This is a genomic window from Streptomyces sp. NBC_01451 (assembly GCF_036227485.1).
Classification (GTDB): domain Bacteria; phylum Actinomycetota; class Actinomycetes; order Streptomycetales; family Streptomycetaceae; genus Streptomyces.
In genome coordinates this window covers 3,690,708-3,704,446 of the sequence record NZ_CP109479.1, presented here as the reverse complement: position 1 = coordinate 3,704,446, position 13,739 = coordinate 3,690,708, and the positions used below count along the sequence as shown (strand labels likewise).

Here is a 13,739-nt window from a genome sequence, read left to right as displayed (position 1 = left end):
AACGATCGCCGGGGGAGGGGCGACAAGGGGCGCCGGCTGAGGACGTCGGTGCCGGCCCCGGCTGTCAGTCCTCGCCGTACCGCGGATCCACGGTGTCCGGGGTGAGCCCCAGCAGCTCGGCGACCTGCTCGACGACGACCTCGTGGACAAGGGCGGCGCGTTCGTCGCGGCCCTTGGTGCGGATCTCGACCGGGCGCCGATAGACCACCACGCGCGCGGGGTGACCCTCGCGGGCGGCGATCGTGCCCCCCAGGGGGACTGTCTCGTCGGCCCAGGCCTCCGGGGACCCTTCGAGCTGCGGTACTTCGAGGACGAGGAAGTCGAAGTCCGAGAGCTGCGGCCACCGCCGCTCCAGCCGCTCCACGGAGTCCTGCACCAGATCCGCGAACGCCTCGGCGCGGCTCGCGGAGAGCGGAACCTGCGGGGGCGCCACGGGGCCGCGCATGCCACGGCCGTGGCGATCACGGCGGCGGGGCCCGGGGCCTGCGGCGCGGGGCGGTACGGGGTTGTCCATCACTGACGAAGCGTAGTCCCCGCGACCGCCGCACGGGCGCCGGGCACGCGGCGCCCGTGGGCATCGGCCGGGGCCGGACGGCCCGTCGACGACATGTCGCAGGATGACCATTCCAGCCAAGGTTGGGCTCGATTTCGTATGCCTGCTTGACCGCCGACAACCGTCGGCTTCACGGCAATTGACATTGTTTATGCCAAGTGTTGATCGGAACCAGGATTGTTCGGTATCTCGTAACCCACCGTCCCCCCAGGTCAACGAGGTGTCCCAGAAGACCCGTGTGGGCGGTTTCACACCACGACACGGGAGAGTGGCCTGGTGGGGAGTCGTCGCGGCCCGCTCAAGAGTGCGGTACCGTCCAACGTCGTGAGCCCTGTACGTCGCTGTTCGCGCACCGCTTGCGGCCGGCCCGCCGTCGCGACGCTGACGTACGTCTACGCCGACTCGACCGCGGTCCTCGGCCCCCTCGCCACCTACGCCGAACCCCACTGCTACGACCTGTGCGCCGAGCACTCCGAGCGCCTCACCGCGCCGCGTGGCTGGGAGGTCGTCCGGCTCCTGGACAGCTCCGCTCCCGCGCGGCCCAGCGGAGACGATCTGGAAGCGCTTGCCAACGCGGTCCGCGAAGCGGCCCGCCCTCCGGGGCGGACGGCCGAGCCCGGCGGAGCCCGCACGGCGGACCCGCGCGAGGTCGCGCGACGCGGACACCTGAGGGTCCTGCGCTCCCCCGACAACTGAGCTGCGGATTCACCCGCGCCGCCGCTGGTTCCGGCAGGTTTCCGCACGGCGGGCCGCCAGCGAGGACTGTCAGTGCGGGCGGGTAGTTTGGGACGACCGATGGGACTTTCCGAAGGGTTGGCCGTGCCTGCAGATCTGTCACAGCTCGTGAAGGCGTACGACGTACGTGGTGTGGTCCCGGACCAGTGGGACGAGCCGTTGGCGGAACTGTTCGGCGCCGCCTTCATCCAGGTGACCGGGGCGGACGCGATCGTGGTCGGACACGACATGCGGCCCTCGTCGCCCGGCCTGTCGCGGGCCTTCGCGCGCGGGGCCGCGGCACGCGGTGTCGACGTGACCGAGATCGGGCTGTGCTCCACGGACCAGCTCTACTACGCGTCGGGCGCCTTGGACCTGCCCGGCGCCATGTTCACCGCCTCGCACAACCCGGCCCGGTACAACGGCATCAAGATGTGCCGGGCGGGCGCCGCACCGGTCGGTCAGGACACGGGCCTGACCGAGATCCGTGAACTGGTCGAATCCTGGCTGGACTCGGGCGCACCGGACCGGGAGTCCGTGACCCTGGGCACGATCACGCAACGGGACACGTTGAAGGACTACGCGGCACACCTCCGCTCGCTCGTCGACCTGACCTCCATCCGCCCCCTGAAGGTCGTCGTCGACGCGGGCAACGGCATGGGCGGCCACACGGTCCCGACCGTCCTCGCCGGCCTGCCACTCACCCTCGTCCCCCTGTACTTCGAGCTGGACGGCACGTTCCCGAACCACGAGGCCAACCCGCTCGATCCGGCCAACCTCGTGGACCTCCAGAAGCGTGCCCGCGAGGAGAACGCCGACCTCGGCATCGCCTTCGACGGCGACGCGGACCGCTGCTTCGTGGTCGACGAACACGGCGACCCGGTCTCGCCGTCGGTGATCACCGCCCTGGTGGCCTCCCGCGAGCTGGCCCGCAACGGCGGTTCCGGCACGGTCATCCACAACCTGATCACCTCCTGGTCGGTCCCGGAGGTCGTCCGCGAACAGGGCGGCACACCGGTACGCACGCGCGTGGGCCACTCCTTCATCAAGGCCGAGATGGCACGCACGGGAGCGATCTTCGGCGGCGAGCACTCCGCGCACTACTACTTCAAGGACTTCTGGAACGCGGACACGGGCATGCTGGCCGCCCTGCACGTCCTCGCCGCGCTCGGCGGCCAGGACGGCCCCCTGTCGGCCCTCGTCGCCCAGTACGACCGGTATGCCGGCTCCGGCGAGATCAACTCCACGGTGGACGACCAGACAGGCCGCCTGGCCGCGATCAAGACGGCGTACGAGGGCCAGGAGGGCGTCGAACTCGACGAACTGGACGGTCTGACCGTCGCCGCGACGGACTGGTGGTTCAACGTCCGCCCGTCCAACACGGAACCCCTGCTGCGCCTGAACGCGGAGGCGCGCGACGAGGCGACGATGGCGAAGATCAGGGACGAGGTCCTGGCCCTCATCCGAAGCTGACCTTGTTCAGCGCCGGTCGGCACCATCCAGCCTGTCAGGCGTTCGAGGACGCGCGCTTTCGGCGCGATGGGGGGGCTGGGGGCCCAGCCCCCAGGTACGGGATGGGACGGGTAGGGGCGGCGGGGGCGATACAACCCCACCCACCCCCTCCACGCCCGACACCCCACCCCCCACGGCGGTACCCTGACCAGGCCACATCAGCGCACCCCCGAAGGGACACCACATGCCGCTCGAAGCCGGCCTCCTGGAGATCCTCGCCTGCCCGGCCTGTCACGCTCCCCTCAAGGAGCAGGAGACCGAGCTGATCTGCACCGGCCAGGACTGCGGCCTGGCGTACCCCGTCCGGGACGGAATCCCCGTACTGCTCGTCGACGAGGCCCGCCGCCCCGCGTAAGCCCGCCCCGGCGATCGGAGGTGCCACCCATGCTCGACGAATCGCTGCTCGACGCCCCCGAGGCGTTGGCGGACGCAGACCGCCGCGGCCTCCTGCGCGGCGCGGCCGAAGCAGGTGCCCGCGTCCGCACCGCCGCCCGCCACGCGGCGGAGGCGGGCATCAACGACCTGAAACCGGACGGCCGCCCTCGCGCGGTCCTGATCGCGGGCCCCGGCGCCGCCGCGACCTGCGTCGCCGACCTCCTCGGCACCCTCGCCGGCGCGACCAGTCCCGTCGTCCGGCTGGCCCCCACGGGCGTCGCCCCCGCGGCGGGCGCCCTGCGCTGGGAGCTGCCGGGCTGGGCCGGCTCCGTGGACCTGCTCCTGATCGCCACCCCCGACGGCACCGAACCGGGCCTGTCCCTGCTCGCCGAGCAGGCCTACCGCCGCGGCTGCACGGTCGTCGCCGTCGCCCCCGCCGACACCCCGATCACCGAGACGGTGCAGGGCGCGGCCCATGGCCTGTACGTACGCATGGCGACAGCCCCGTACGAACAGGAGGAGACGGGCCGGCCGCTCGCCGCGTCCGCCCCCGGCGTCCTGTGGGCGCTGCTCACCCCGCTGCTCGCCCTCCTCGACCGCACCGGCCTGGTCACCGCCCCGCCGGACATGCTGGAGAAGGTCGCCGACCGCCTCGACCACATCGCCGAACGATGCGGCCCGGCCATCTCGACGTACAGCAATCCGGCCAAGACCCTCGCCGCCGAACTCGCGGACACGCTCCCGGTGATCTGGACGGAGGGCACGTCGGCCGGGCCCGCGGGACGCCGGTTCGCCGCCGCCCTCGCCGAACTCGCCGGCCGCCCCGCGCTCGCCGCCGAACTCCCCGAGGCGCTCGCCGCGCACGGCGCCCTGCTCGCGAGCCGGTTCGCCGCGGGCGCCGACCCCGACGACTTCTTCCGCGACCGGGTGAGCGAGGCGCCCGCCCTGCACGCGCGCGTGGTCCTGCTCCGCGACCGCCCGACCGGCGGCCTCAGCGCGGCCCCCGCCGCCCGCGAACTCGCCCTCGGCCGCGACACGGCGATCAGCGAGCTCGAACCGGAGGACGGCGCCGAACTGGAGACCCTGGCGGAACTGATCGCCACCACGGACTTCGCAGCGGTGTACCTGGCGCTGACCGCCGGAACCTGACCCGACCGGCAGAGAACCTCACCGCACCTGATCCCCACCACGTCCTCCAACCTGCACGCAGAAAGACCGGTATGGACCGCCTCGACAACACCATCCGCCCCTACGCCTGGGGTTCCACCACCGCCATCGCGGCGCTCCTCGGCACCGAGCCGACCGGTGAACCGCAGGCGGAGATGTGGATGGGCGCCCACCCCGGCGCCCCCTCGCGCACCGGACGAGGCACGCTCGTCGAGGTCATCGACGCGGACCCGCAGGGCGAACTCGGCGCGGCGGCCGTCGCCAAATTCGGCCCCCGCCTGCCCTTCCTCCTCAAGATCCTCGCGGCCGGCGCCCCCCTCTCCCTCCAGGTGCACCCCAACCTCGCCCAGGCGAAGGAGGGTTACGCGGACGAGGAGAACCGCGGGATCCCGGTGGACGCCGGGCACCGCAACTACAAGGACGCCAACCACAAGCCCGAACTGATCTGCGCCCTCACCGAGTTCGACGGCCTGTGCGGCTTCCGCGACCCCTCGCAGACCGCCGACCTCCTCGCCGGCCTGGACGTCGACTCCCTCAAGCCGTACGTCGACCTGCTGCGCGCCCACCCCGAGGAGGCGGCGCTGCGCGAGGTCCTGACGGCCGTACTCGGCGCGGACCGCGAGGACATGGCCCGCACGGTCACCGAGGCCGCGACCGCCTGCGCCCGCCTCGGCGGCGACTACGCCCCCTACGCGGACATCGCCCGGCACTACCCCGGCGACCCGGGCGTCATCGCCGCCATGCTCCTCAACCACGTCCGACTCCAGCCTGGCGAGGCCCTGTTCCTCGGCGCGGGCATCCCGCACGCCTACCTCAACGGCCTCGGCGTCGAGATCATGGCCAACTCCGACAACGTCCTGCGCTGCGGCCTGACCCCCAAGCACGTCGACGTCCCCGAACTCCTGCGCGTCGTCCGCTTCGAGGCGAGCGACCCCGGCGTACTGCGCCCGGAGGCCTCCGCCGACGGCGAGGAGGTCTACGACACCCCGATCGACGAGTTCCGCCTCTCCCGGTACGTCCTCCCGGAGAGCGGCCCCGTCCGCGACCTCACCCTCCCGACCCCGCAGATCCTGCTCTGCACGGCGGGCTCGGTCCGTACCGGAGACATCGAACTCGCCCCCGGCCAGTCGGTCTTCGTACCCGCTGACGAAAAGGCCGAGGTGTCCGGCCCCGGCACGGTCTTCCGGGCGACGGTCGTCGTCTGATCCGCGCGGGGACCGCCGGAGACTGTTCGGGCACATCCCGGGCACCGGTTGCCAGGGCCTGTGTGACAGCCTGGCGGGTCGTTGCCGGAGCGGGCTGCAACAATGACCCACCGGCAAAGGGCGGGCAAAGCCCGGGACAGCGAACGTACGAAGGGACAACGCGAACACATGAGCGCGTCAGGCGGCACCAGGGCGATCGTGGCGGCACTCGGCGCCAACCTCGCGATCGCGGCAGCGAAGTTCGTGGCGTTCCTCTTCAGCGGTTCGTCGTCGATGCTCGCGGAATCCGTGCACTCGCTCGCCGACTCCGGCAACCAGGGCCTGCTCCTCCTCGGCGGCAAGAAGGCCCAGCGCGAGGCGACCCCGCAACACCCCTTCGGCTACGGCCGCGAGCGGTACATCTACGCCTTCCTCGTCTCCATCGTGCTCTTCTCGGTCGGCGGCATGTTCGCGATCTACGAGGGCTTCGAGAAGATCAAGCACCCGCACGAGATCGAGCACTGGTACTGGCCGGTGGGCGTCCTCGTCTTCGCGATCATCGCCGAGGGCTTCTCCTTCCGTACGGCCATCAAGGAGTCCAACCCGCTGCGCGGCAAGGAGTCCTGGAAGGACTTCGTCCGCCACGCCAAGGCCCCCGAACTGCCCGTCGTCCTCCTGGAGGACCTCGGCGCGCTCGTCGGCCTGGTCCTGGCCCTCGGCGGCGTCGGCATCGCCCTCGCCACGGGCGACGGCGTCTGGGACGGCATCGGCACCCTCTGCATCGGCATCCTGCTCATCCTGATCGCCCTGGTACTGGCCGTCGAGACCAAGTCCCTGCTGCTGGGCGAGGCCGCGGGCCCGGAGGCGGTCGTACGGATCGAGAAGGCCATCGTCGACGGCGACACCGTCACCGGCATCATCCACATGCGCACACTCCACCTCGGCCCCGAGGAACTCCTGGTCGCCGCCAAGATCGCCGTCCAGCACGACGACACCGCCGCCGAGGTGGCCGCCGCGATCAACGCCGCCGAGTCCCGCATCCGTGCCGCCGTCCCGATCGCCCGCGTCATCTACCTGGAACCGGACATCTACAGCGAGAAGGACGCAGCCAAGGGTCCCGACCGCGAGGCCACCCCGGGCGGCCCGGCCCAGCCCGCCGCCCACTGAGTTCCCCTCCACTCGGTCTTGGTCTGTCCTGATCTGTCCGTAGGCGGACTGGGGACGCCCGGGCCGACAGGTGTAGCTTGGGACGGAGCCAGACGTCGCTGCTGATGGCGGTCGGGCGGTCCCACTGCGGACCGACCGAGGGAGAGAGGGCCTCCGACGGACTGTGCTGCGCGTACCAGGGCATGCCTGTGCCCTCTTCGGGCACACCTGTGTCCGGCGCCGCGCAGACCAGCCGTATCCACCTCGCCCCAACCTTGAGGAGCAGCCCGTAATGACGACTGTCGACGCCCGACAGGACTTCAAGGTCGCAGATCTCTCCCTGGCCGAGTTCGGCCGCAAGGAGATCACCCTTGCCGAGCACGAGATGCCCGGCCTGATGTCCATCCGCAGGGAGTTCGCCGCCGCCCAGCCGCTGGCCGGCGCCCGGATCATGGGCTCGCTGCACATGACCGTGCAGACCGCCGTCCTCATCGAGACCCTGGTCGCCCTGGGCGCCGAGGTCCGCTGGGTGTCCTGCAACATCTTCTCCACCCAGGACCACGCCGCCGCCGCCATCGCGGTCGGCCCGAACGGTACGCCCGAGAACCCGCAGGGCGTCCCGGTCTTCGCCTGGAAGGGCGAGACGCTGGAAGAGTACTGGTGGTGCACGGAGCAGGCCCTGACCTGGCCGAACACCCCCTCCGGTGGCCCGAACATGATCCTGGACGACGGCGGCGACGCCACCATGCTCGTCCACAAGGGCGTCGAGTACGAGAAGGCCGGCAAGGTCCCCTCCGCCGACACCGCCGAGTCCGACGAGCACCGCGTCGTCCTCGAACTCCTCGGCCGCACCATCACCGACGGCTCGCAGAAGTGGACCCAGCTCGCCTCGGAGATCCGCGGCGTGACCGAGGAGACCACCACCGGCGTCCACCGCCTGTACGAGATGCAGCGCGACGGCGCCCTCCTGTTCCCGGCGATCAACGTCAACGACGCCGTCACCAAGTCGAAGTTCGACAACAAGTACGGCTGCCGCCACTCCCTGATCGACGGCATCAACCGCGCAACCGACGTCCTCATCGGCGGCAAGACCGCGGTCGTCTTCGGCTACGGCGACGTGGGCAAGGGCTGCGCGGAGTCCCTGCGCGGACAGGGCGCCCGCGTCATCGTCACCGAGATCGACCCGATCTGCGCCCTCCAGGCGGCGATGGACGGCTACCAGGTCGCGACCCTGGACGACGTCGTCGACAAGGCCGACATCTTCATCACCACGACCGGCAACAAGGACATCATCATGGCCTCGGACATGGCCAAGATGAAGCACCAGGCGATCGTCGGCAACATCGGCCACTTCGACAACGAGATCGACATGGCCGGCCTCGCCAAGATCCCGGGCATCGTCAAGGACGAGGTCAAGCCGCAGGTCCACACCTGGAAGTTCCCCGACGGCAAGGTCCTCATCGTGCTGTCGGAGGGCCGCCTGCTGAACCTGGGCAACGCCACCGGCCACCCGTCGTTCGTGATGTCCAACTCCTTCGCGGACCAGACCCTGGCCCAGATCGAGCTGTTCACCAAGCCCGACGAGTACCCGACCGACGTCTACGTGCTGCCCAAGCACCTCGACGAGAAGGTCGCCCGCCTCCACCTCGACGCGCTCGGCGTGAGGCTGACGACGCTCCGCCCGGAGCAGGCCTCGTACATCGGTGTCGAGGTCGAGGGCCCGTACAAGCCGGACCACTACCGCTACTGAGCCGGCACCCAGCCAGTGGTGAGCACGCCCGTGCACTGACGCGCTCACCACCAGCAGGTCCTCCGAGGCAGGCCCCCGCACCCCCGTGCCGGGGGCCTGCCCCTTTCGTGAGGCTCAGAGGCCCGAAAGCTCAAGCGACAGTGCCAGTGACAGTCCGAAGAACCCAGGACACCCATGCCCCGCGGCCGCTATTCGCTCCACGATCCGCACGATCACACCCCTCTCGCAGAAGAACACTTCCACTGCGCCCCCGGCCCCTCCGGCTGGCGTTACGTCTCCCAGCTGACCAGCCCCGCGGGCGACCACAGCGGCTCCGTCGACCTCACCCTCGACGACCTGGGCCGTCCGATCCGCCTCGAACTCCACGCGGCGAGCTGGCAGGTCCGGGGCGCCGCACTCGACGGCGTCACCTGGGTGCGCACCGATCCCACCGGCACTCATGCCACTGAAGGCAACGTCCGAGCTCACGCCTTCACCGGCACATCCCCCGCGTTCCTGGTCGCCACCGCCCGCCTGCTGCGCCTCACCCCCTCCGCCGCCGGGACCCGCGTACGCCTCGTCGCCCTCACCGATCCGGTCCTCGCGCCCCGCACCGTGGACCAGTCCTGGGCCTTGGTGAAAAGAGAAGCACACGCCACTGACAACGGCCCCCTGACAGTGGACGAATACCAGGTCACAGCCCTGGACACAGGCGAACAGCACGCCGTGCACATCGCCGGCGACGTGGTCCTCGCCGCACCGGGCATCGAGCTGGAACACCTGGAGTCCCCGCCGTCCGCGTTCGCCGATTAGGCGGGCGGCGCGAACCCACCGGAGGAGCGGCGATCACCGGCCTGGTCCTGCGGCGCGGCTTCGACGACCGGGACGGGCGCAGGGGCCCCGGCGACCGCGGGATAGGGACTGCCGACAGGCGGGCGAGGAACCGCAGCCGACGCCTGCGGCACCGGAGCCCCGAACGACTGAGACACCCCAGACACCCCCGGAACCCCAGTCACCCCGGGTCCGTGGGCCGCCGCCCCGCTCCCGAACGCCCGCCGAGCCTCTCGTACCTGCCGCTCCTGCACGACGGCTGCCAGATAGGCCCCCGGCGGAACATCGTGCGGCGCCGCAGTCCCCGTACACGCCGCCAGGTCCGAGGCGAGCCGCTCGGCCATGGCCCAGCCCACCTGCGGATCAAGTTGCCGCATACGCGTCAGATACTGACGTACGGCCAGCCACAACCCGTCGGGCACGCCCGACAGATCGAGTTCCGCGAACCGTCCGGACAACCAGGGCGGCGGAGGAGGAACGAACGCGGTCTGGCCGACGGGCACCCGCTCCCGCACGACGAGCGTGCCCGCGACGACATCACCGAGCCGCCGTCCCCGCGCCGAGACGAGCGAGGCGATACAGGCCACGACTCCGAACGTCATCAGAATCTCGACCACACCGACCGCACCCCGTACCAGCGCATGCCGGAATCGGATCGGCCCGCCGTCGTCCCGCACCACCCGCAGACCGCACGCCATCTTGCCGAGCGAACGACCGTGGCTGAGTGTCTCCACCGCGATCGGCGCCCCCACCAGAACCAGGATGAACGCCGCGATGGAGACAGCGACCCGTGCCGCCTCGTCCAACGAGGCGGTGGATATGACCAGAACAATGGCGACAACGGTGTAGACCAACCCGACCACAACAAGGTCGAGCAACACGGCAAGCGCCCTGCTGGGCAGTTTCGCGGGGCGCAACTCCAGCGCCACCGCCTCGCCCGTAACCAGCTCACTCACGCCTGCCGTCCTTCCCCTGACCTGCCCCTGGAACCGCCAGTCTGCCAAGCTGAAGGGGCATCGTGCCGCAGTACGACAAGCAGACACCCACGACGTGCAGTCGATGAACAGCCGAGGAGCAGGCCAAACGATGGACCTCGACGTCTTCGTCTCCGCCCACCGCGCCGAGTGGAACCGCTTGGACGCACTCCTGCGCCGCCAGCGCCGTCTCACCGGCACGGAGGTGGACGAACTCGTGACCCTCTACCAACGTACGGCCACCCACCTCTCGCTGATCCAGTCGAGCGCCCCGGACCCCCAGCTGACCGGTCGGCTCAGCCAACTCGTGGCACGCGCGCGCAGTGCCGTGACAGGAACCCGCCGTGCCTCCTGGCGCGATGTCACACGCTTCCTCACCCACGGGTTCCCCGCGGCGGTCTACCGATCACGCCATTGGTGGGTCCCCACCGCGCTCATCTCCACGGCGGTGGCGGTTCTCCTGGGATGGTGGATAGGCACGCATCCCGAGGTGCAGTCCTCCATCGCGGCGCCCGACGAGCTGAGCGCTCTCACTCGCCCCGGTGGCGAGTACGAGACGTACTACTCAAGCCACCCCGCCGCCTCCTTCGCCGCTCAGGTGTGGACGAACAACGCCCAGGCCGCCGCGATGTGCCTGGTCCTGGGGGTCTTCCTCTGCTTCCCGGTCATCTGGATCCTCTTCCAGAACATGCTCAACGTGGGCGTCGGCCTCGGCCTGATGTCCTCGGCAGGCCGGCTCGACACCTTCCTCGGCCTGATCCTGCCCCACGGCCTCCTGGAACTGACCGCGGTCTTCGTAGCCGCCGGTACAGGCCTGCGCCTCGGCTGGACAGTCATAGACCCGGGCCCGCGTTCCCGCCGCACGGCTTTGGCGGAGGAAGGACGAGCAGCCCTGGGCATGGCGATAGGCCTTGCCCTGGTCCTCTTCGTCTCGGGCGCGATCGAAGGCTTCGTCACCCCGTCCGGCCTGCCCACATGGGCACGCATCGCGATCGGAGTCATCGCCGAACTGGCCTTCCTCGCGTACGTCTATGTCCTGGGCGGTCGCGCGGTCCGCGCCGGCGAGACGGGTGACCTTGAGGAGGTCGAGCGCAGCGCCGCCGTCCCCACGGCTGCCTGATGTGCGGACACACCTGCCGGACTGCTAGTCTCCTCTTCGCCCTACAAGAGCCGTTGACGCGGAGCGAGTGGGGAGGTAGGTTGGAGCAGTTGCCTAGAACCAGACAGGTTCGACGGAGGCAGTGAAAATCTACTGGTTGCTCGAGGACTTGGATCCTTGAGGACCACATCTCGATGAATCTCAGAAATGAGCGGCCGGTCAGTCCGGCCAAAATCTTCTGATAAAGTCGGAGTCGCCGGAAAGGGAAACGCGAAAGCGGGAACCTGGAAAGCACCGAGGAAATCGGATACGGAAACGGTCTGGTAGAGTTGGAAACGCAAGACAGCAGGACAGTACAACAGCAGGAATAGTAGGACCGAAGGGAAACTGCCCGGAGGAAAGCCTGAGAGTGTTCTTGGGTGAGTACGAAGGAAGCGTCCGTTCCTTGAGAACTCAACAGCGTGCCAAAAATCAACGCCAAGTTTGTTGATACCCCGGCTCACAGGCTTTTGTCTGTGGGTTGAGGTTCCTTTGAAGTAGTAAACACAGCGAGGACGCTGTGAACGGTCGGGCTTATTCCGCCTGACTGTTCCGCTCTCGTGGTGTGACCCGATTACGGGTTGACATTCACGGAGAGTTTGATCCTGGCTCAGGACGAACGCTGGCGGCGTGCTTAACACATGCAAGTCGAACGATGAACCCGCTTCGGTGGGGGATTAGTGGCGAACGGGTGAGTAACACGTGGGCAATCTGCCCTTCACTCTGGGACAAGCCCTGGAAACGGGGTCTAATACCGGATAATACTCCCGCAGGCATCTGTGGGGGTTAAAAGCTCCGGCGGTGAAGGATGAGCCCGCGGCCTATCAGCTTGTTGGTGAGGTAGTGGCTCACCAAGGCGACGACGGGTAGCCGGCCTGAGAGGGCGACCGGCCACACTGGGACTGAGACACGGCCCAGACTCCTACGGGAGGCAGCAGTGGGGAATATTGCACAATGGGCGAAAGCCTGATGCAGCGACGCCGCGTGAGGGATGACGGCCTTCGGGTTGTAAACCTCTTTCAGCAGGGAAGAAGCGCAAGTGACGGTACCTGCAGAAGAAGCGCCGGCTAACTACGTGCCAGCAGCCGCGGTAATACGTAGGGCGCAAGCGTTGTCCGGAATTATTGGGCGTAAAGAGCTCGTAGGCGGTCTGTCGCGTCGGATGTGAAAGCCCGGGGCTTAACCCCGGGTCTGCATTCGATACGGGCAGACTAGAGTGTGGTAGGGGAGATCGGAATTCCTGGTGTAGCGGTGAAATGCGCAGATATCAGGAGGAACACCGGTGGCGAAGGCGGATCTCTGGGCCATTACTGACGCTGAGGAGCGAAAGCGTGGGGAGCGAACAGGATTAGATACCCTGGTAGTCCACGCCGTAAACGGTGGGAACTAGGTGTTGGCGACATTCCACGTCGTCGGTGCCGCAGCTAACGCATTAAGTTCCCCGCCTGGGGAGTACGGCCGCAAGGCTAAAACTCAAAGGAATTGACGGGGGCCCGCACAAGCAGCGGAGCATGTGGCTTAATTCGACGCAACGCGAAGAACCTTACCAAGGCTTGACATACACCGGAAAGCATCAGAGATGGTGCCCCCCTTGTGGTCGGTGTACAGGTGGTGCATGGCTGTCGTCAGCTCGTGTCGTGAGATGTTGGGTTAAGTCCCGCAACGAGCGCAACCCTTGTTCTGTGTTGCCAGCATGCCCTTCGGGGTGATGGGGACTCACAGGAGACTGCCGGGGTCAACTCGGAGGAAGGTGGGGACGACGTCAAGTCATCATGCCCCTTATGTCTTGGGCTGCACACGTGCTACAATGGCCGGTACAATGAGCTGCGATGCCGTGAGGCGGAGCGAATCTCAAAAAGCCGGTCTCAGTTCGGATTGGGGTCTGCAACTCGACCCCATGAAGTCGGAGTTGCTAGTAATCGCAGATCAGCATTGCTGCGGTGAATACGTTCCCGGGCCTTGTACACACCGCCCGTCACGTCACGAAAGTCGGTAACACCCGAAGCCGGTGGCCCAACCCCTCACGGGGAGGGAGCTGTCGAAGGTGGGACTGGCGATTGGGACGAAGTCGTAACAAGGTAGCCGTACCGGAAGGTGCGGCTGGATCACCTCCTTTCTAAGGAGCATTTCTTACCGGGGCCTTTCGGGGTTCCGGTCAGAGGCCAGTACATCGGCGGATGTCCGATGCTGGTTGCTCATGGGTGGAACGTTGATTATTCGGCCGGTTTCACGGGTCGGAGGCTTGCAAGTACTGCTCTCGCAAGAGGGCGTGGAAAGCATGATCTCCGGGCGGGGACGGGTCGGGCGCGCTGTTGGGTGTCTGAGGGTACGGCCGGCTTGTCTGGTCGCCTTCAGTGCCGGCCCCAGTGAACTCGCCCGTTTGTGGGTGGGGTGGTGGGTGGTTGGTCGTTGTTTG

11 protein-coding genes and 1 rRNA gene are annotated in these 13,739 nt (G+C 68.4%); 10 read left to right on the top strand and 2 right to left on the bottom strand.

Annotation, left to right across the window (positions count from 1 at the left end; genetic code table 11):
- Positions 1-64 precede the first annotated feature (64 nt).
- Entirely contained in the window at positions 65-514 is a 450-nt protein-coding gene (locus OG595_RS16025; protein ID WP_329282923.1) for a metallopeptidase family protein, read from the bottom strand.
- A 315-nt stretch (positions 515-829) separates the two neighbouring features.
- On the opposite strand from OG595_RS16025, the gene OG595_RS16020 reads away from it, so the two are divergent.
- The 8 genes from OG595_RS16020 to OG595_RS15985 all read left to right on the top strand — a co-directional run bounded on the left by OG595_RS16020 (position 830) and on the right by OG595_RS15985 (position 9,193).
- Entirely contained in the window at positions 830-1,249 is a 420-nt protein-coding gene (locus OG595_RS16020; protein ID WP_329272597.1) for a DUF3499 domain-containing protein, read from the top strand.
- A gap of 123 nt (positions 1,250-1,372) precedes the next feature.
- Entirely contained in the window at positions 1,373-2,740 is a 1,368-nt protein-coding gene (locus OG595_RS16015; protein ID WP_329272594.1) for a phosphomannomutase/phosphoglucomutase, read from the top strand.
- A gap of 223 nt (positions 2,741-2,963) precedes the next feature.
- A complete protein-coding gene (locus OG595_RS16010) occupies positions 2,964-3,134 on the top strand; it encodes a Trm112 family protein (RefSeq protein WP_133928598.1) in 171 nt (56 codons plus the stop codon).
- Positions 3,135-3,163: 29 nt separating this feature from the next.
- On the top strand, positions 3,164-4,303 hold the full coding sequence (locus OG595_RS16005) for an SIS domain-containing protein (protein ID WP_329272589.1): 1,140 nt from the start codon (positions 3,164-3,166) through the stop codon (positions 4,301-4,303).
- 71 nt (positions 4,304-4,374) lie between these two features.
- A complete protein-coding gene (gene manA, locus OG595_RS16000) occupies positions 4,375-5,526 on the top strand; it encodes a mannose-6-phosphate isomerase, class I (RefSeq protein WP_329272587.1) in 1,152 nt (383 codons plus the stop codon).
- Positions 5,527-5,694: 168 nt separating this feature from the next.
- Positions 5,695-6,672: a cation diffusion facilitator family transporter gene (locus OG595_RS15995; RefSeq protein WP_329272585.1), complete on the top strand. Its 978-nt coding sequence runs from the start codon at positions 5,695-5,697 to the stop codon at positions 6,670-6,672.
- 271 nt (positions 6,673-6,943) lie between these two features.
- Positions 6,944-8,401, top strand: a complete 1,458-nt coding sequence (gene ahcY, locus OG595_RS15990) for an adenosylhomocysteinase (RefSeq protein ID WP_329272582.1) — start codon at positions 6,944-6,946, stop codon at positions 8,399-8,401.
- Positions 8,402-8,575: 174 nt separating this feature from the next.
- On the top strand, positions 8,576-9,193 hold the full coding sequence (locus OG595_RS15985) for a hypothetical protein (protein ID WP_329272579.1): 618 nt from the start codon (positions 8,576-8,578) through the stop codon (positions 9,191-9,193).
- Here the strand turns inward: OG595_RS15985 and OG595_RS15980 are convergent.
- A complete protein-coding gene (locus tag OG595_RS15980) occupies positions 9,190-10,167 on the bottom strand; it encodes an RDD family protein (RefSeq protein ID WP_329272577.1) in 978 nt (325 codons plus the stop codon). The two genes, OG595_RS15985 and OG595_RS15980, sit on opposite strands and share 4 nt — an antisense overlap.
- A gap of 130 nt (positions 10,168-10,297) precedes the next feature.
- Between OG595_RS15980 and OG595_RS15975 the strand changes: the two genes are divergently transcribed.
- Positions 10,298-11,305, top strand: coding sequence for a stage II sporulation protein M (locus tag OG595_RS15975; RefSeq protein WP_329272575.1), 1,008 nt, complete (start codon positions 10,298-10,300; stop codon positions 11,303-11,305).
- Between the two features lie 605 nt (positions 11,306-11,910).
- A 16S ribosomal RNA gene (locus OG595_RS15970) occupies positions 11,911-13,439 on the top strand.
- Positions 13,440-13,739: the final 300 nt, after the last annotated feature.

Bases quoted from the DNA above. Each gene is read 5' to 3' on its own strand.
- OG595_RS15995 (WP_329272585.1), top strand. From the start codon at position 5,695: ATGAGCGCGTCAGGCGGCACCAGGGCGATCGTGGCGGCACTCGGCGCC.
- OG595_RS16010 (WP_133928598.1), top strand. From the start codon at position 2,964: ATGCCGCTCGAAGCCGGCCTCCTGGAGATCCTCGCCTGCCCGGCCTGT.
- OG595_RS16025 (WP_329282923.1), bottom strand. From the start codon at position 514: ATGGACAACCCCGTACCGCCCCGCGCCGCAGGCCCCGGGCCCCGCCGC.
- manA (WP_329272587.1), top strand. From the start codon at position 4,375: ATGGACCGCCTCGACAACACCATCCGCCCCTACGCCTGGGGTTCCACC.
- ahcY (WP_329272582.1), top strand. From the start codon at position 6,944: ATGACGACTGTCGACGCCCGACAGGACTTCAAGGTCGCAGATCTCTCC.
- OG595_RS15975 (WP_329272575.1), top strand. From the start codon at position 10,298: ATGGACCTCGACGTCTTCGTCTCCGCCCACCGCGCCGAGTGGAACCGC.
- OG595_RS16005 (WP_329272589.1), top strand. From the start codon at position 3,164: ATGCTCGACGAATCGCTGCTCGACGCCCCCGAGGCGTTGGCGGACGCA.
- OG595_RS15985 (WP_329272579.1), top strand. From the start codon at position 8,576: ATGCCCCGCGGCCGCTATTCGCTCCACGATCCGCACGATCACACCCCT.